Source organism: Fischerella sp. JS2 (assembly GCF_032393985.1).
GTDB lineage: Bacteria > Cyanobacteriota > Cyanobacteriia > Cyanobacteriales > Nostocaceae > Fischerella.
Genome location: NZ_CP135918.1, coordinates 1,662,448 through 1,681,432 on the forward strand (window position 1 = coordinate 1,662,448; position 18,985 = coordinate 1,681,432).

An 18,985-nucleotide genomic window follows, 5' to 3' on the forward strand; every position below is an offset into this window, starting at 1 on the left:
GCTTGAGTGGGTTTGAGCTATTAGCCGGAACTCTAGTTCACGGCTTGTTGATAAATTGCTCACAAATCGGTGATAATTGCCAGCTTTTTAGTAGGTTTCTGGTTTTTTTGATTTAGGTTCAGATTTTTGAGAGTCATTTTCGCTTTATTTGATTGTAGAATCACTGCTTCATAGGGTACAACTCCGGCTACTTCACTATTGATACAACGAGCCGCTACTGGTGACAAATCTAGACTGCGAGGAGGAATATAAGGGCCGCGATCGTTTACCCGCACAATTACTGCTTTGCCAGTTTGCAAGTTAGTCACTTTTAAAAAGGTGTTAAAAGGCAAAGATTTATGAGCAACTGTCAATTCATTTTGATTGAATATTTCACCATTTGCTGTTAAGCGACCATGAAAAAATGGGCCATACCAAGAAGCCAAGCCATAGATTTTTTTCTGGGAGGGTTTTAAACCATACATCTCTAATTGCCCTTCCACAAGTGATAATGTCGGTGCGCTTATCGCCGTACGTAGGTTATTAGTCCATTCAATTGCTAATAATTCACCACTACGGTTGGCTTTTTGAGTAATTTGTTTGTTAATGCCAAATAGATAGCGATTTCCTGCCATTAATGCTGGTACGCCATCTACTAATGCTGGTTGCAGTTGCAATGCATTGAGATTAGATGACTGCAACAATCGTCTCAATCGTTGTTGCATCAAAATTGCTTGCAATCTATTAGGTAAATTTGCAATCAAGCGGTTATTCACCCAAACTTCGTAATTACTTTCATCACGATGCACCACACTCACTGGCAAACCTGATGAAGAACTAAACAAAGACTCGAAAGAAGTGGAAAAGTGGAAGAAGTTATGCAGCGATCGCAAGATTTTATCTGCTAGAAAAGCTGGTTGAGTTGAAGTTGCTTCTATAAATGTAGCGGCTGATAAATTACTGACACTTTTGACAGAAGGCTGTCGAATTTCAGTTACCTGGAGGGAAGAACAAAATTGATTTTTGCTGCTTTTAGCTTTTACTTTCAAAGCATTTGACGATTTATTTATGGTAGGTTTTGCTGCTTTATCTCCCCAATCTATCTTTAAAAAACGTGTAGGTAGTAGCGTCGTCGTCCAAAATTTTACTGGTTGCTTTGGCTGCATAAAAAATGTATGAGACTTACTAACCAGTTTACCTAAATTGGCAGAAACTTTTGTCGAATCAACTGTTGATGCAATGCTTGGTGGCAAGCTTTGATTCAGCGACAAAAATGAACCAATCCAGGATGTAGCCCAAAGTAGTCCAAACAATATCATGGTTATTGTCAATGTTCAGAACAGTGCGCCTTTCTACAGGTACAACTTTATTGATGTTTTCCCAAGTTTCTCAACAACTATTTGTACATATATTCTTTCTTTGAAAAAGAATATGCATCTAGTTAGACACACACCAAATGAGCGATTCCCAGCAGGGATCATCTTATACTGTTAATGCTAAATAAGCAAATCAATGTTTTATAAAACTTTCAGATGTGAAAAGCAATTTATACTGGTTTTTCAATTTAAATTTTTTATAAGACACGCAAATAAAATCCACAAAATATGCAAAAATCTGTTCATTCAGTCCAGTCTAAACACGTAGAATAAAAAATAAAGAGTATGATTTTTTACATTGTAGATGTATTTGCTGAAGCAAAATATACTGGTAATCAACTAGCAGTTTTTACTAACGCGGCTAATCTTTCTACAGAGCAGATGCAGCAAATAGCAAAAGAGATTAACTATTCTGAGACTACGTTTGTGAGTTCAACTCAGCCAGTATCCGAGGGATATAATGTAAAAATATTTACACCAAAACAAGAACTACCTTTCGCAGGTCATCCTACTTTGGGCACAGCCTATATCCTCCAAAAAGAGATTATTAAAAACTCTGTTAAAAAAATTTTATTAAATTTAAAAGTTGGGCAAATACCAGTAAAAATTACTGAACACAATAGTTCTGGAGAATATCTGTGGATGCAGCAACAAGCGCCAACTTTTCATCAAATCTTGGATAGACACAAAATAGCTGAAGTTTTGAGAATAGAGTTAGATGAGATAGATTCTCGTTTTCCAATTCAAGCAGTTTCTACAGGAGTTCCCTTTATTATTGTTCCTCTAAATACTCTGGAATCTGTGAAGCGAATTCAAGTTAATAGAGACAAATATTTTGAACTGATTAACAGCATAGATGCGAAATGTATCCTTGTATTTTGCCCAGAAACATACAAACAAGAGAATGATCTGAATGTGCGAGTATTCTGCGATTATCTCGGTATACCAGAAGACCCTGCCACTGGCAGCGCCAATGGATGTTTGGCTGGTTATTTAGTTCAACATTCTTATTTCAACAAATCAGAAATTAATTTACGAGTCGAGCAGGGATATGAAATTAATAGACCTTCTTTGATTTTGCTACAAGCAGAGCAAAAAGATACAACCATTGATGTGAACGTGGGAGGACGAGTAGTGATGGTTGCGAGGGGTTTGTATGAGATAGGGAGATGGGGAGATGGGGAGATGGGGAGGTGAGGGGTGTGAGGGGTATGAGGGGTGGAGGTAGTAGAGAAATAGTGATTAACTACTAACCACTAACTACTAACCACTAACTACCAACAAACAACAACCAACAATCAACCATCTTCTGCAAATGTAACGGTTTGCAAAGTATAATGAGTACGGCAAAACCCTTAAGAAATATTGAAGAGCAGTAAAGTTAAATGCGAGTAGCGATCGCCGGAGCAGGTTTAGCAGGACTTTCCTGTGCTAAATATTTGACGGATTTAGGTTATACCCCCATTGTCTTGGAAAGCCGGGATGTATTGGGAGGGTTAGTAGCAGCTTGGCAAGATGCAGACGGTGACTGGTACGAAACTGGTTTGCATGTCTTTTTTGGGGCTTACCCCAATATGTTGCAGCTACTGAAAGAACTGGGAGTTGAAGACCGTTTGCAGTGGAAAAAACACACTATGATCTTCAACCAGCCTGAAAAGCCGGGAACCTATAGCAGGTTTGATTTTCCAGAATTGCCAGCACCTTTAAATGGCATCGTGGCAATTTTGCGGAATAACGATATGCTTACCTGGGGAGAAAAAATCGAATTAGCCAAGGGATTGGTTCCCGCAATGCTCCGGGGACAAAAGTATGTTGATTCCACAGACCAATATACTTTTTCCGAATGGCTGAAACAGCAAGGAGTGAGCGAGGATGTCCAACAAGATATTTTTATTGCGGCTTCAAAATCGCTTAATTTTATCAATCCTGATGAAATTTCAGCAGTAGTATTATTAACTGCCCTAAGTCGCTTCCTCCAACAAAAAGATGGCTCCAAAATGGCATTTTTGGATGGCTCACCCACAGAACGTCTGTGTCAGCCGTTGGTAGATTATATTACAGAACGTGGGGGAGAAGTACGGTTAAATGCTCCATTAAAAGAAATTTTGCTGAATGAAGACGGTACAGTGAAAGGATTCTTGATGCGGGGACTCAATGGAGCAGCGGATTACATAGAAACTGCTGATATTTACGTTTCGGCAATGCCAGTGGACGTTATGAAGGTGATGCTACCAAATCCTTGGAAGAAAAATGACTTCTTCCAAAAGCTAGAAGGGTTAGAGGGCGTGCCTGTGATAAACTTGCAGTTGTGGTTCGACCGCAAACTTACTGATATAGACCAGTTGCTATTTTCGCGCTCGCCTCTACTCAGCGTTTATGCTGATATGAGCAATACCTGCCGTGGGTACGCCAATCCTGAGCGCTCAATGCTGGAATTGGTTTTGGCTCCGGCAAAAGATTGGATTGCCAAATCCGATGAAGAGATTTTGCAGGTAACTCTTGCGGAGTTGCAAAAACTCTTTCCCTCACACTTTAACGGAGACAATCCAGCAAAATTGCTGAAATATCATGTAGTCAAAACGCCGCGTTCAGTATACAAAGCAACTCCTGGTCGCCAACAGTACCGTCCTTCTCAGCAAACACCGATTAGCAACTTCTTTCTGAGTGGGAGTTACACTATGCAACCCTATCTCGGTAGTATGGAAGGTGCTGTGCTTTCTGGTAAGCTGACAGCGCAGGCAATTGCTGAAGGACGCTTGGTGGCAAATTCATCAAACCTGCAAATGCAAACCCCCCAGCCCGCAACGAATGCTGCAACTGTCTGATTCCCCCCCGCGCATGAAACCGCCGGTCTCTGTGGATGAGTCCTATCAACTTTGCCGTCAAATCACAGCAAAGTATGCCAAAACTTTTTACCTTGGCACTTTGCTGATGAGCAAGGCAAAACGTCCAGCTATTTGGGCAATTTATGCCTGGTGTCGCCGTACCGATGAACTGGTGGACGGTCCGGCGGCTGCTATTACCACACCAGAAACCTTAGATAAATGGGAGCAGCAGCTGGAATCCATTTTTGCGGGACATCCAGTAGATAATTATGATGTTGCTTTAGTTGATACCCTCCAGCGCTTTCCGATGGATATTCAGCCCTTTCGGGATATGATTGCTGGTCAGCGTATGGACTTACAGCGCAGTCGTTACGAAAACTTCGACGAGTTATACCTGTACTGTTACCGTGTCGCCGGTACTGTAGGGCTAATGTCAACGGCGGTTATGGGAGTAGATACTAAGCAAAACACTGCTCCTTGGAACCGCAATCAACTACCTTATCTGCCCACTGAAGAAGCGATCGCACTCGGAATTGCCAGTCAACTCACTAACATCCTACGGGATGTGCATGAGGATGCACGACGGGGAAGAATTTACATTCCCCTAGAGGATTTAGCACGATTCAACTACACTGAGCAGGATTTGTTCAAAGGCGTGGTAGATGAGCGCTGGCGTTCTTTAATGCGTTTTTTAATTGCTCGCACCCGCCAATTTTATAAAAAGGCAGAAAAGGGTATTAGTTACCTCTCTCCAGATGCACGGTTGCCTGTATGGGCAGCTCTAATGCAATATAGTAAAATCCTGGAAAAGATTGAGCGTAACGACTACAACGTATTCAGTCAACGTGTTTACGTACCGCAGTGGCAAAAGATACGTAGTATTCCACTGGCGTGGTTGCGATCGCAAGTACTATAAAATTTGGTCATTTGTCATTTGTTATTTGTCCTTTGTAATAACTACTAATGACCAATGACAAATGACCGATACTTCTTTGATGGTACAAGCCCCTAGAAAAATCTGTGCAGTCAATCCAAAATCCAAAATCTAAAATCTAAAATCGAAGGACTCTTGACTCTACCAAAATAATCTGTTAACATCTATATTCGACATAGTGGAGAGGTGGCTGAGTGGTCGAAAGCGGCAGATTGCTAATCTGTTGTACGGATCGAAAGGCCGTACCGAGGGTTCGAATCCCTCCTTCTCCGTTTTTTTACTAGAGACGCGATTACTCGCGTCTCTATTTGTTAAGGACGCGATAAATTCCCTCTGTAGATATCTATAGAAATACTCCTTTTGGCAGATGCTATCATTTATCCTTTGGAGCGATTACAGATTAAACTTATCTTGCAATTAGAAAGTAAGTTTGTATCTGTTAATGATCAGCTATTGAGCAAAATAAGGAGTGGAATTTAAATATATGAAAAAAACTATTAGTGCTTTTGCTCTAGCTATAGCTACCTTCACAACAGGCTTTTTAGTAGCGGCTTGTGATGGCAACACCACCACAACCTCAAACACAGGTACTGATGGAGCTGCCAGTACTCCAGCAGGTTCAACAACTACAGCTTCCAGTAGCACTCAAGGGTTAAAAATAGGTTCACTGCTACCAACCACAGGTGACTTAGCTGCGATTGGACAGCAGATGGTGCAATCCGTTCCCTTATTAGTAACTACCGTCAATGCTTGTGGCGGTGTGAATGGACAACCTGTAACCCTAGTGCAAGTCGATGATCAAACTGACCCTAAAGCAGGTGCTGCTGGTATGACTAAACTGGCAACCTTAGATAAAGTTGCGGGTGTAGTTGGTTCTTTTGCTAGTAGTGTCTCCAGTGCAGCTGTTTCCATAGCTGTGCCTAATAAAGTCATGCTCATTTCTCCTGGCAGCACTAGCCCTGTATTTACCGAAAAAGCAGCAAAAGGTGAATACAAAAACTTTTGGGCGCGTACTGCACCTCCAGATACCTACCAAGCTCAAGCTTTAGCTCAACTTGCTAATCAAAAAGGTTTTAAGAGAGTTTCCACTGTCGTTATTAACAATGACTATGGTGTGGGATTTGAAAAAGCCTTTGTACAAGCATTTGAAAAATTAGGGGGAACGGTAGTAAATAAAAGCAACCCTGTTCGCTACGACCCCAAAGCCACCACATTTGATACCGAAGCACAAGCAGCTTTTGCAGGTAAGCCAGATGCAGTACTAGGTGTGTTTTACGAAGAAACCGGAGCCCTGTTTCTGAAATCCGCATACCAGCAAGGTGGGACTCAAGGGGTGCAGATAATGCTGACTGATGGTGTGAAGTCAGATACATTCCCAGACAGAGTAGGTAAATCTCCTGATGGTAAATACATCGTTGCTGGAGCTATCGGTACAGTTCCCGGTTCTAACGGTAAAGGATTAGAAGCTTTCACCAAGCTTTGGCAAGAAAAAAGAAAATCCCCACCCGCACCATATACTCCTCATGGTTGGGATGCAGCTGCCTTATTAGTTTTATCTGCCCAAGCAGCAAAGGAAAACACAGGTGTTGGCATCGCCAATAAAATTCGTGAAGTTGCCAATGCTCCTGGTGTAGAAGTTAGCGATGTTTGCGAAGGTTTGAAATTGCTTAAAGAAGGTAAAGATATTAACTATCAAGGAGCTAGCGGTAACGTAGATATTGACGAAAATGGCGATGTGGTTGGTGTCTACGATGTTTGGACAGTAGGTGATGATGGCAAAATCAAGACCATTGAGCAAGTTAGCCCGAAGTAAGAACTAGGTATGAATTATGAATTATGAATTATGAATGATGAATTATGAAAATTTCAGCATTCATAATTCATCATTTTCGAGCTTTAAGCAGAATGAATTATGAAGATTTCAGCATTCATAATTCATCATTTTCACAGACCAAAGTTATAACCAACTCCGAGTGTCAAACCGATATCAGTTTCATCAAAAAATGCTGCATTCACAGCGGCTGTAGCAGTAAATTGACTGTTGAGTGGGAAATCTACACCACCAGATAAGAGAAAAGAAACCTGAGAGTTATCACCCGTGTTAATAGCTGCACCAGCACCCACATAAGGAGCGATCGCAACAGTGTCACTAAAAGGATCTCCTAGCTGCTGGAAGGAAAAATCGTAGGTGACGGGAATGAGAATTGTAGTGTTGTCGCCCACCACTAATGAAGGTCTAACAGATAAGCTTCTTGATAGACCCACCTTGCTGATCACCATAAAATTAGCATCACCTAAAGAGGAGTCACCACCAGCCAAACCAATATTTGCTGCTATACCAATATAGCTAGAGCCTCCACGTGTGGCACGACCTGGAAGAATATCTGATTGTGCAACTTCCTGAGTAGCAGCAGATGGTTGAGAAGTTGACTGTTGGTCTTGAGCAGTAGTAAGTCCTGTAGATGATGTTGTTACTGTACCAGGAATAGGTGTGAACGTAGGACTGTCTGTCTCTGGTGTAGCGACGCTATGGAACTTTTCCTGAGTAGAGGTAGAATTAGATACTTCTACTGAATTTTCTACTGGAACGGGTGATGCAGTCATGGCTTCTGCTTCAATGCTGGTAGAGTCAGCAGTCTGAGCAACAGCAGGTAGACCACCAGCTAAAACAGCAGCAGTTGCTATACTAACTAAACCGAGAATTTTTTGATTAAAAACAATCGTATTCACATTCACTCCTCAAACAATATTACCTTTATAGAGAATGGGCTTTGCCCATATCCAGCCAATGTTTGACAATATCTACATTTAACATCAAAAAATCTATTTCTACATCCCTATTTTCAAGGTAATACAAATTTTTGAATAGTCACTATATATAGGGATAGATCCTCAATTCAACGGATGACAAAAATTATTCAATAAATAAAAATAACTTTCTACCAATCATCAGAGTTATTTTTTGCCATTAATCATTTATTACTAGTAATTTGTTCTTGATTCTTTATTGAAGAAAGACATTTTGTACAAATATTTTTACCCTACCCTAACCCTCCCCTTGACAAGGGGAGGGAAGCGGATATCTTGTTTTCCCTTGATATTCAAGGTGACTAAGGGGAGTCAATGCAATTTGTGTATACACACCCGTGAAAGGGAAGTTAAGGGGGGATTGAAGGGAGTTTTAAGATTTCATGCAAAAGGTCTAATAATCATTGACTAATGGCTGATACATAACTCCTAACTCTTGTTAATAAAACATAAATATTTTATATAAATTAATACTAGTACTGCTAAGAAAAAAGCCGTTCTACCTGATGGTACTCTATATCTTGTAATTTCTGTAGTAAATGCGATGGTTGTTCAACTTTTTGCCTGACTAATAAGTCAGTTATTTTTATAATCTCGTCAAAGCGAAAATTATAAGTGAGTTGCGTTAGCACTTGAATTAAAGTTGAAAATTGTGTGGGAATTTGAGTCAATAGTTGAAAAATACTTTCATCATTGCACTCTTTAGCTGCTGTATGTAGATTTTGTATCCATGCATCTGGCATCTGTGCTAGGTCTTCAGGAGTTAAGTTTCTAGATTGCACATCCTCATTTTGGTTAACTATACCTGGTTCAAAGTAAATGTAGCGCACACCTAAGTGTTTTGTAAGTTGAGCAAAAATTTCTGATTCAGAAAATGGTTTGCTGATAAAGTCATCACAACCAGCAGATATCATTGCTTGGCGCTGTTCCTCAAAAGCATAAGCCGTGAAGGCAATAATTTTGGTATGAGATGGGGTGTTGGGGAGATAGGGTGATGGTTCTCCCCATTGAAATTGCTCCCTCCTTTTAATTTCCCTGCTAGCTTTGTAACCATCTATAATTGGCATCTGCATATCCATAAATATGATGTCGGGACACCAACTTTCCCATGTAGCTATACCTTGTTGACCGTTTTCTGCCTGCTGTATTTCAAAACCTAAAGGTTTTAAGAGTTTGATGAGACATTGGCGATGGTCTTGATTATCGTCCACAATTAGCAGACGATAGATTGGTTGATCTGGTGCTAGACACTTAACCCGTTGACTTGACTGTGGTAGCTGTGTCATCTCTGCTAAACTAACCTGAATGTCGAATGCAAATATACTTCCTTTTCCGACTACGCTTTTAACAGTAATATCTCCACCCATTAACTGCACAAACTTACGACTAATTGCTAGTCCTAAACCTGTTCCTTGTTGCGATCGCCTACCTGTTTCAGTTTGGACAAAAGCTTCAAATAACTGGTTAATTTCTTCTGAAGCGATACCAGAACCGGTATCTTCAACCTCGAAAATTAGGGATTGGGGATTGGAAAAAGATAAGGGAGACAAGGGAGAAAGATTACTTCCTTGTTCCCCTTGTCCCATTCTCACACGTAGAGTTACGCTTCCTGCTTGAGTAAATTTGAGAGCGTTACTTAACAAGTTCAATAGAACTTGCCGCAGTTTACTTTCGTCAGCAATTATGTATTGTGGTAGTGATAGCGATCGCTCAAACACAAGAGTGAGTTTTTTGGCTGCGGCTTTGAGACGCAGCATATCTTCTAAGCTATCTAACAGACTATATAAATCTAATTGTTTTTCATTGAGCTTAATTTTACCTGCTTCAATTTTGGACATTTCTAATACATCGTTAATTAATTGCAGCAAGTGTTGACCACTTCTGTTAATGATGTCGAGATACTCCCGATTTTCACTGGTGCAGGAAGTATCGTCATACATAATTTGAGAAAAACCTAAAATACTGTTGAGGGGGGTACGAAGTTCATGACTCATTGCTGCCAAAAATTGGCTTTTCGCCTTATTGGCTGCTTCGGCTGCTTCTTTGGCATATTGCAATTCTATTTCAGCTTGTTTGCGATCGCTGATATCTCGTGCTACCCAAAGTACTGATTGGTCTGAGATGGGGGAAATGCTAGCGCTAAACCAAACCTCTCGCCCCTGCCGAAACAAATTGTAATCAAAATAAAGTGTCTGCTGTAAATCTAAAGCCTGTAGAACTTTTTCTAACCATACCTGAGTGGTGTGTTCATGGAAAAATTGTTCTACTGTCTGACTAATCACATCAGGCTCATCTGTATGTGTTTGATTGGGTTTTGTTGGTAGAATTTTTATGCTTCCAAGTTGGTTGTTATGAAGATTGATGATCAGCACTACATCGGTCATAGCCTCAAATACAGCACGCATTTGAACTTCAGAAGTTCGTAGCTTTTGCTCAAGTAATTTGCGCTTGCTTGTTTCCTTTTGTAGCTGCTGAGTTAACTTTCTTAATTGGCATTCCTGACAATCAACTAGATCCATATATCTTTAAAATTTGCGAATACTTACTACTAAGAAGTTAGAGATAAGGATTAATGCTAGGTAATAAAAATTACAGTAAATCATATATCGAAATTCTTTCATATAAAATAACACCTTCTTTTAAGTATATTCTTGGTTATATCATTAGACACTACTTAATTTTTTTAAGACATATAGAGGAAGAGATGGGCGACGCGGGGACAGGTCATGTCTAGCCCAGAGTAGGTGCTTCGATGTAGGGAATATGCTCCGCGTCTGTCTTTCTCCGCCTCCATCTTCTAATTTAAACTGGCAACAGCTTCGGCGATACGCTGAGAAACAAAAGGCAACAGATTACGATTTTTGGTGTGTGCTTTACCTTCAGTAAATACTACTAAAAGATAAGGGCGAAGATTGGGTATTTCTATATACGCAGCATCATGTCGGACTTGGCTAGTCCAACCCGCCTTTGACCAAATTTGTGCTGTTTGGGGAAGACCTGCACCTAAGAAGCCTGTAATTTGGTCTTCCTCTACATCTTGGGGCAAATCATCAGCCTTGAGACTACGTTTGAGTATATTCATCATCGCTTGCGATCGTACACTAGATACTGCTACACCACCAACAATACTATGTAATAGCCTGGCAGTAGCATTAGTTGTCAGCATGTTGCGATTTTCTAGTAATTGTCCATAAAATGCCCGTTCCCGTCCGTAGGGCCCATCACACCAAGTCTTTTGGCAGATGTTAATACTTTCCATTTCTGACCAATCCAAGGATTGATAGTAGCGGTTAACAATATGACGCTGTTGCTTCCATGTCTCAAATGGCCCTGGTGGTAATTCTGGACCGGATGTAGTTCCTGTCAGTATATCTACTATCAAGCTAGTAGCATCATTACTAGAATCGATAATCATATCACGCATGGCTCTTTCTAACTCACCAGAGGTCTGAACCATACCTTTTTCTAGCCATTCCTGGGCTGCTACCAAGTAAAATAGCTTTACCACACTGGCTGGGTAAATTCGCTCTAAACCTCGATAAGTAAAACCACGGACTGCATGGTTCCAAAAAGCATCTGGAGTCAAAGCACCACCAGTATTAACCAACACAGGTGGATCGTAGACAATCCAAGTCAAAGCAATTTGGTTGCGGGCTAAGGTCGGAAATTCTACCCAAGTTGCTTCTAAAATGCCATTACCTAGTTTTTCCAGTTGTTCTTCTTGATTGAAAAAAGTCATTGTTGTGTTTGCAGAATGTCCCTAAATCTCAAATTCCAAATCGAAAACTTAGAATCAGGTGAGTATGAGTGTCTAACTGACCTGAACATATATGATTCTCCAGAATGTAGGCGCTTGGCTACCCAAGCCCAGGCTGGGCGACATTTGTGGTTAACATCAAATTATCAGGATGTGGCATTAGAAGTGTGTTTATGTGAGGATGACTATCCAGGCTGGTTGTCGGTTGCAGATTTGGTTTTTTTACAGACAGCTACTGTACCTTATCAGGCTAAATCATTTTCTGAATCAGAAATCAAAAAATTACTACCAGAAGTGATTGCTTTTACTCACAAAGCGATGCAACAACCTAATTATTATCTTTGGGGTGGCACAGTTGGGCCAAATTATGACTGTTCGGGCTTGATGCAGGCGGCATTTCGTTCAGTGGATATTTACTTACCTAGAGATGCCTATCAACAGGAAGGCTTTACCCAACCAATTGCCCTAGCACTGCTGCAACCAGGTGATTTAGTCTTTTTTGGGACTCCCCAAAAAGCTACTCATGTGGGACTCTATTTAGGAGATGGTTTTTATATCCATAGTTCTGGTAAAGATCAAGGGCGTAATGGTATTGGGATTGACATTCTCTCGGAACAAGGTGATGAGGTGAGTCAGTCATACTATCAGCAACTACGCGGTGCTGGCAGAGTGGTGAAGAGTTATGAACCGCACAGTCATAGAGGATTGAAAGAAAAAATATGAGGAGTGGATTAGTTTCTAATGGGTTAGCTGGACAATATGAGGCGATTTCCTCACCAGTTCCCAGTGTTTCAGTGGTGGTTCCTGTACGTGATGAAGTGGAAAGCTTGCCTCATTTACTAGAGGCGATCGCTTCTACCTTAAACGCTAGTGGTCTTAGTTACGAAATTATCTGTGTGGATGATGGTTCTACGGATGGTTCTGCGCAGTTGCTCAAAGAACAAGCACAAATCCGGAATGATTTAAAAGCAGTGATTTTGCGGCGTAACTATGGTCAAACTGCCGCAATGGCGGCTGGATTTTATTATGCGCATGGCAAAGCAATTGTAACTTTAGATGCCGATCTCCAAAACGACCCAGCAGATATACCAATGTTGTTGGCAAAGTTGGAAGAAGGCTATGATTTGGTCAGTGGTTGGCGACTCAATCGACAAGATGCAGCTTTGACAAGGTTGTTACCCTCTAAAATTGCCAACTGGTTAATTCGACGGATCACTAGCGTAAACATACACGATTATGGTTGTTCATTAAAGGCCTACCGTGCAGAATTGGTAGCAGATATGAACCTCTACGGTGAACTGCACCGCTTTTTACCAGCCTTAGCGTATATCGAAGGGGCAAGAATTACTGAAATGCCCGTACGTCACCATGCGCGCCGCTTTGGGCGGAGTAAGTACGGTTTGTCGCGCACTTTTCGGGTGGTAATGGATTTATTAACGATCGCCTTTATGAAAAAGTTCTTGACTCGCCCAATGCACGTTTTTGGGCTATGGGGCTTGATTTCTATGCTTTCAGGAGGTGCGATCGGTGTTTATTTGACTTGGGTAAAATTAGCTTTGGGTCAAGATATTGGCGATCGCCCTTTGTTAATTTTGGCTGTTCTTCTGTTAGTAACAGGGGTGCAGTTATTCTGCTTTGGTTTGCTGGCAGAGTTACTGATGCGTACCTACCATGAATCCCAAGGACGTCCTATATATCGAGTACGGGAGGTTGTGACAGCCAAGGAAGTTGAGTAATTCAGTTATCAGTTATCAGTTATCAATACTGTTAACTGTTAACTGTAGCCTGCGGCAAGCCGCTACGCCTCTACACTGATTCCTAACCAACAACTGGCAACAACTAACAGGACTTAGACAAAAATTAAGCCCAAAAAAAGCCGAAACTGGCTTTAAAAGCAGCAAATACGTTACGATTGAAGCTCAGCCAATCGAAAATTTGAGATTTGTCTGTGATATTCCAATACTAATTGGCAAAGTTTTGATACTCGTCTACATAGTTGTGAGACTTGTTCACAAGATTCTAATACTGACTAACAATATTTTGATACTCATTTACGAAGTTCTAATCCTCGTTGACGAAGTTCTAATATCAAGTCGCATGATTACTTACAATTCCCTTTTACCTCACCCCGCCTTCGGCACCCCTGTTCTTACTAAGGAGAGGGGATGGGGGGTCCCCTCTGGGGAACTCGGGGCCCCCACTCCCTTAAGGGAGTGGGGATTAGGGGTGAAGGGGCTGTTCTTGTGAGGTTTTTTATTCTAAGTGATTAACCGAACTTGATATAATTCTCGGATTTGAATAATTTACATTAAGATGTCGACTCTTAAAGACTCAATGTTGACTTTCAAAGACTCGAAACATCCTGGCAATTTCTAGAAAAGCAGTCTTCTGCACTCAACTTTTATATCCAACACTATACCCAACACAACTTTTTCCCCTTTGTTTCGCTTTCCACCTGCTTCTAAATTCCATGACTCTTCCCAATCACCCAATGACGCCGGAAAAACCTTGCTAAAGAAGACTCTTCCAGCGATAAAAAAATCGGGCGTCCGTGGGGACAAGTGCGGGGGTTGCGAGTGCGTTGCCAATCATCTAAAATTTGCTGCATTTCTGGCAAGGAAAGAGGTGTACCATTGCGAATGGCACTGCGACAAGCAACAGCTACTTGTGCAGTTTGTAAGTCACCTCCCCGACTCAGTTCTAAAATTGCATCTGCACAGTCATCTCGCTGCTGTAACATTGCGGGTACGCTGCGGATTGCCCAAAGTTGTTCACCAAAGGGTTCAATATCTAAACTAATACGTTGTAGCTGAGATACTTGCACTGATGATAATTGATAGAGAATAATCGGTGGTTCGATGGGAACTATTTGCCAGCGATCGCACAATTGCTCATACAATATGCGTTCATGGGCTATATGCTGTTCCACTAACCACAAACCTCCAGGATGTTCGGCAACTATATAAGTATTGTTAACTTGCCCTACGGCTTTGAGGGTGTGGGAAGTAGAGGGATTCTGGGGAGTATGAGGATTGGAAGGATTAGTGTTATAAGCACCAGTTTCTTCCGCAACTTTGATTAATTTTCTCACTCTACTAGTGTGAACTACCTCTTGAATCGTATCAGAGTTGATGCGCAGTGCTTGTTCAATCGCTTGGCTGACTTGCTGTTGCCAATAACTCAAGTCATTGAGGTAAATTTCTGTTTTAGCTGGGTTGCGGTTCCAGTTGATTTGATCTGGGCAAATCAATAAATGTAGACAACAAACCGGGTAGCGATCGCGTGGCAATGTTCTGTGAAATGCTCCTAAGATAGTTTGTTCTAATTCTGGTGCTTTTACCATTCTGCCGTTTATCGCTATTCGCAGCCAATCTGGACGATGGCGATGGCAACGATCAGGCAATCCCACAACTATATTTAAGAAATTTTGTTGAGAATTGGACAATTCTAGTTGCAATTCTTGTAAGTCACCTGGACGCACTTGCTGCAGAAGTTGCGGTATAAGTTTTCCCATTGTGGGGGCAGGAGAGATGGTGAACCATTCCCGGTCATTTTGCCAAACTTGCCAAGCAACTTGGGGGTGACAAAGGGCAATTTGGTAGATTGCTGCTTGCACTGCTTTCATTTGCTGTGCTAGTGCTGGTAATCCCTGACGCCTGGCTATACAACTACCAAAGAGATTGGAGACTGTGACAACTGTACCAGGTGCGATCGCAGCGACTTGTTGTTCTAGTATTTGCCCTCCATAGCCGTACACTACTCGCCAACCGACCCCCCTTTCCATCCCTCCCATCAACGCCGGGGATACAGGGGGGGTTTTTGTCAACGCGGGGGATATAAGTGCAGATGGACAACTCAAGATTTCTAATTCTGCCAAAGTCGTCAAACTGTGCAATGCTTCACCACGAAATCCCAAACTAGTGATTTTCCATAAATCTGCACAGCTACGAATTTTACTAGTACTATGAGCTGATGCTGCTCGCTGTAAGTCTTCCAAGTTCATGCCGCAGCCATTATCAGCAACTCGCACTCGCCATTGTTCGGGCCACAGAGAAACCACGATCCGCGTTGCGCCTGCATCAAGCGAATTTTCTACTAGTTCCCGCACAACAGCTGCTAAAGAGTCTATTACCTCTCCAGCTGTAATTAAATGTACGACTTCTTTTGGTAAAACTTGGATTGTGGATACCATAAAGTCTAGTTTAGGCGAGGAGTTAATTAGTTTAGCATCTAAATAATTTTTCTTATATTTCTATATAAAAATTTATATTTTTTAAGTTAATTTAATTCAAATTTATCAATTTTAAGAAAAATATTTATTCTTTTTAAAAAAAGCTCGAGAAAAATAAATTTTTTGATAGATTGCTGTTTATGGTGAAAATCAACTAACTTTTAGGCAAAAACAATTAATTAGGTGGCTATTATGCTTGATTCTGTTGCACACGACTTGAAATCTCGTCTGGAATTGGGTCAACCTGGTTTTACAATAGTGGATGTGCGCGATCGCAACATCTACAATACAGGTCATATTACAGGAGCAGTACCCATTCCCTTAACTGATTTGGCAAGCCGTGCCAAAACAGCTTTCCATAGCAAGCGTGAGATTTTTGTTTATGGTGAAAACGATGATCAAGCAGCCCAAGCGACACAGATGCTAAAAGAGGCAGGGTTTGCTTATGTTTGTGAAATCAAAGGTGGCTTGTCTGCCTGGAAAGCAGTTGGAGGTGCAACAGTAGGAGTATAAGGAGAAAGGGAAACGGGTACAAGGAGGACAAGCCAGACAAGGGAAGGGAGAATTATTTAACAAGTCTCTTCCCAATCCCCGATCCCCAATTCCCTGTCCCCGATCTAATTTTGCATCGCTACAAGTTTACTATCTTCATCATTTAGCAACCCATTTAACAAGGATGCTGGACGTTGACCATAAGGCCAAGCAAAAGCATGACGGAAAGCAGCATCCTGACAAGCTTGCAGTTGTTGAAAGTTAATGATGTCGTAGGTGAGAAGATTTTCGTATTCAAACGGTAAACGGACGTTATGTAGTCCGGCGTTGTCTGTACAAATGGCAATATCTACGCCAGCAGTAAAACAACGGTCAAAAACAACCTTAAGTTGCCGGATATCCTCTAAAGTACCTGTTTTCAGGTAAGTTGTCGGACAAACTTCTAAGCATTGATTGCGTTTCGCTAAATCTGGAAGTAATTCGGGGTATAACAAAGGAATTTGGATACCGTGACCAATTCGCATTAGATAAGGTAATAGTTCTGAGTAACAACCAGCAGTCGTTTCGTAAAGATGTCCTGTTGTGCCAATTCCTAGAGACAGGGCATATTCGTATAACTCTACCCATTCTTCTAAGCGATCGCCATAATAGTTATCCCCGCCTGCCACGTCTACTGCACAAACATACTGCTTATTTTGTGCGGCTAAATCTACAATCGCTTTGTTCACCTCATAGGGTAGGCGCGAATGCATACAAAGAATTTGACTAGTGACAATCGGATACTCAGGTAGTTTGCTTGCCTTACCCACCACTTCAACAATTTCCGCCATTTTGTCAATTCTTTCTGATTGACTCAGATGTTCTGGTGTCCGCAGATAAGGTGTGTAACGTAATTCTAAATAAGCCAAATTTTCAAATATATAAGCACCCCGCAGCAGACGATAAATAAAATAGGGTAAGGTTTCTACAGTTTGTACACTTTCAACAAGAGTGTGTAACTCTAAATACTCATCCAAAGTATTACGCGGACGTGTGTAAAACTCTTCAAAATCTCCATAGTTAGCAAACCGAGAAATTAACTCAGAACAATGACGTTCAAAGTATCGCCATAAAACTCTTGGTACAACCGAACCACCAAGGTGTCTGTGTAACTCTGCATATAAAGCCATAGTAGTGTATTTAGAAAAATTTTTAATTATTATTAACAGTAACAAATAAAAAAACAACCTGCTTTTGGATAATTTTTTTGTAAGTATCTTTAATTACTTTTGTTGACTGCGGCAATTGTCAGTAATAATTATTTCGCCGTACAAGGTTTTGATAGAAATGCTTTTACTCCTAACCCTTGTAATTCGACTATATTTTGTTGTGAGGACTTTTCATTATTAGTAATCATTTTGACATTAGGATTAATTCTTTGTAGGGTGCGGATCACGACGCTCGGAAATAAAATATTTAGGATCTCCACTAAATTTGCGTACAAGCGATACAGTTAAAATTACCTAAATAGCAAAGCCATTCTTTTTGATGTAGCGCTTTTGCATCAAGTACATCTCAATTTGATTTGCTAACGCCACCAAGTTTAGACAAAAATGCTGTGACTCCCATATCTTGGACTTTGGTAACTTTCGCTCACTGAGAATAATATTATCTGACTGAAGATTGCAGGCGATCGCTCCTCTCAACAACTAATTAATTTCAGGGCGTTGCTGAATAAAGGTATGTTTTAGGCAGGTAAGGGAACAGAACGATATTTGAGGTAGTGCAATAACAATCGAACAGAGTATCTCAGCATTTCCTCGGTTTTGGAATAACATAAAGTTTTACGATGAAGACGAGCCAAATAATGTCTAAGCCTTGTGTTTTCATTTTCGACTCGTGTCATGTAGGTCTTACTCACAATTTGGTCACCATCAGGAACAAAACAAGGGTAAACAGGGTATCCATCTGTGACGTAAAAATAACTCTGCCAACACTGGACAATGTTCCATAACTGTTGGAAAGTAGTCGAACTACGATCACCTAAAACCCAAGCAAGAATACCTTGAGTAAAGTGATTTACCGCCGTCCACAACCAGATTTTATTTTTTTTGAACCAATAAATGTTTCTAATTCATCTAGTTCTCCCACCTGCGGAATTTCCTTTGAATTTGGTGTATCCGCCAATTGTGTACCCACTCGTTTAACCCAATGAATAATGGTAGTATGATGAACGTTTTTCACCCTTTCAATTCCACGAAATCCCATACCATTGACGTACATTTTTAGGCATTCTTGTTTGATTTCATCCGAGTAGCCCCTGGGTGGTTTATAGACATCAATGAATTGACGACCACAATCACAGCAAATGTGATTCTGTTTACCTCTTTTCTTTCCATTCTTACGGTTATGACAAGATCCACAGCGTGGACATTCCATGATTAATTGACCTCAATTCATACCGCTATTATGCAACGCCAATTTCAGGATGTACACCGCAGAGATTTGGTTTAGGATAGTATTTGTAAGCAAAGATTTCAATTTAATTGCAAAGACACGTTTACAAATGTTATCTCTTCAGATCACAGACGTGCCTACGTTTGT

At 41.0% G+C, this 18,985-nt stretch carries 14 protein-coding genes and 1 tRNA gene; 8 read left to right on the forward strand and 7 right to left on the reverse strand.

Annotated features, from left to right (window positions below):
* Positions 1-59: 59 nt before the first annotated feature.
* The gene (locus tag RS893_RS06935; RefSeq protein ID WP_315790479.1) at positions 60-1,298 is read right to left on the reverse strand and encodes a septal ring lytic transglycosylase RlpA family protein; all 1,239 of its coding nucleotides are present in this window, start codon (positions 1,296-1,298) and stop codon (positions 60-62) included.
* A 333-nt stretch (positions 1,299-1,631) separates the two neighbouring features.
* Between RS893_RS06935 and RS893_RS06940 the strand changes: the two genes are divergently transcribed.
* The 5 genes from RS893_RS06940 (at position 1,632) to RS893_RS06960 (ending at position 6,927) form a co-directional block, all read left to right on the forward strand.
* A complete protein-coding gene (locus RS893_RS06940) occupies positions 1,632-2,552 on the forward strand; it encodes a PhzF family phenazine biosynthesis protein (protein ID WP_315791895.1) in 921 nt (306 codons plus the stop codon).
* 188 nt (positions 2,553-2,740) lie between these two features.
* On the forward strand, positions 2,741-4,180 hold the full coding sequence (gene pds, locus RS893_RS06945; RefSeq protein WP_315790480.1) for a 15-cis-phytoene desaturase: 1,440 nt from the start codon (positions 2,741-2,743) through the stop codon (positions 4,178-4,180).
* Positions 4,164-5,096 (forward strand): 15-cis-phytoene synthase CrtB, encoded by a 933-nt coding sequence (gene crtB / locus RS893_RS06950; RefSeq protein WP_016864969.1) that lies wholly within the window; start codon positions 4,164-4,166, stop codon positions 5,094-5,096. Before pds ends, crtB begins: the two co-directional genes overlap by 17 nt.
* A gap of 198 nt (positions 5,097-5,294) precedes the next feature.
* A tRNA-Ser gene (locus tag RS893_RS06955) sits at positions 5,295-5,386 on the forward strand.
* A gap of 212 nt (positions 5,387-5,598) precedes the next feature.
* Positions 5,599-6,927, forward strand: a complete 1,329-nt coding sequence (locus RS893_RS06960; protein ID WP_315790481.1) for an ABC transporter substrate-binding protein — start codon at positions 5,599-5,601, stop codon at positions 6,925-6,927.
* A gap of 131 nt (positions 6,928-7,058) precedes the next feature.
* Here RS893_RS06960 and RS893_RS06965 read toward each other — a convergent pair whose 3' ends face one another.
* The 3 genes from RS893_RS06965 to RS893_RS06975 form a co-directional block, all read right to left on the reverse strand.
* Positions 7,059-7,844: a hypothetical protein gene (locus RS893_RS06965; protein ID WP_315790482.1), complete on the reverse strand. Its 786-nt coding sequence runs from the start codon at positions 7,842-7,844 to the stop codon at positions 7,059-7,061.
* 560 nt (positions 7,845-8,404) lie between these two features.
* Complete coding sequence (locus RS893_RS06970) at positions 8,405-10,441, reverse strand: ATP-binding protein (RefSeq protein WP_315790483.1); 2,037 nt, start codon at positions 10,439-10,441, stop codon at positions 8,405-8,407.
* Between the two features lie 278 nt (positions 10,442-10,719).
* A complete protein-coding gene (locus RS893_RS06975) occupies positions 10,720-11,661 on the reverse strand; it encodes a serine hydrolase (RefSeq protein ID WP_315790484.1) in 942 nt (313 codons plus the stop codon).
* A 15-nt stretch (positions 11,662-11,676) separates the two neighbouring features.
* On the opposite strand from RS893_RS06975, the gene RS893_RS06980 reads away from it, so the two are divergent.
* Together RS893_RS06980 and RS893_RS06985 are read left to right on the forward strand one after the other, a co-directional pair.
* Entirely contained in the window at positions 11,677-12,402 is a 726-nt protein-coding gene (locus RS893_RS06980; protein WP_315790485.1) for a C40 family peptidase, read from the forward strand.
* Positions 12,399-13,415: a glycosyltransferase family 2 protein gene (locus tag RS893_RS06985; RefSeq protein WP_315790486.1), complete on the forward strand. Its 1,017-nt coding sequence runs from the start codon at positions 12,399-12,401 to the stop codon at positions 13,413-13,415. The genes RS893_RS06980 and RS893_RS06985 overlap by 4 nt, the downstream gene beginning before the upstream one ends.
* Before the next feature lie 725 nt (positions 13,416-14,140).
* On the opposite strand, the gene mutL is transcribed toward RS893_RS06985, so the two are convergent.
* The gene (mutL, locus tag RS893_RS06990; RefSeq protein ID WP_315790487.1) at positions 14,141-15,871 is read right to left on the reverse strand and encodes a DNA mismatch repair endonuclease MutL; all 1,731 of its coding nucleotides are present in this window, start codon (positions 15,869-15,871) and stop codon (positions 14,141-14,143) included.
* 231 nt (positions 15,872-16,102) lie between these two features.
* Between mutL and RS893_RS06995 the strand changes: the two genes are divergently transcribed.
* Positions 16,103-16,423 carry a rhodanese-like domain-containing protein gene (locus RS893_RS06995; protein ID WP_315790488.1) on the forward strand — a complete coding sequence of 107 codons (321 nt, stop codon included), beginning with the start codon at positions 16,103-16,105 and terminating at the stop codon, positions 16,421-16,423.
* Between the two features lie 104 nt (positions 16,424-16,527).
* Here the strand turns inward: RS893_RS06995 and RS893_RS07000 are convergent, their stop codons facing one another.
* Positions 16,528-17,571: an adenosine deaminase gene (locus RS893_RS07000; protein ID WP_315790489.1), complete on the reverse strand. Its 1,044-nt coding sequence runs from the start codon at positions 17,569-17,571 to the stop codon at positions 16,528-16,530.
* A 557-nt stretch (positions 17,572-18,128) separates the two neighbouring features.
* A protein-coding gene (locus tag RS893_RS07005; RefSeq protein WP_315784082.1) for an IS1 family transposase occupies positions 18,129-18,820 on the reverse strand; the annotation gives its coding sequence in 2 pieces (ribosomal slippage) (positions 18,129-18,496 and positions 18,496-18,820; 693 coding nt in all).
* Positions 18,821-18,985: the final 165 nt, after the last annotated feature.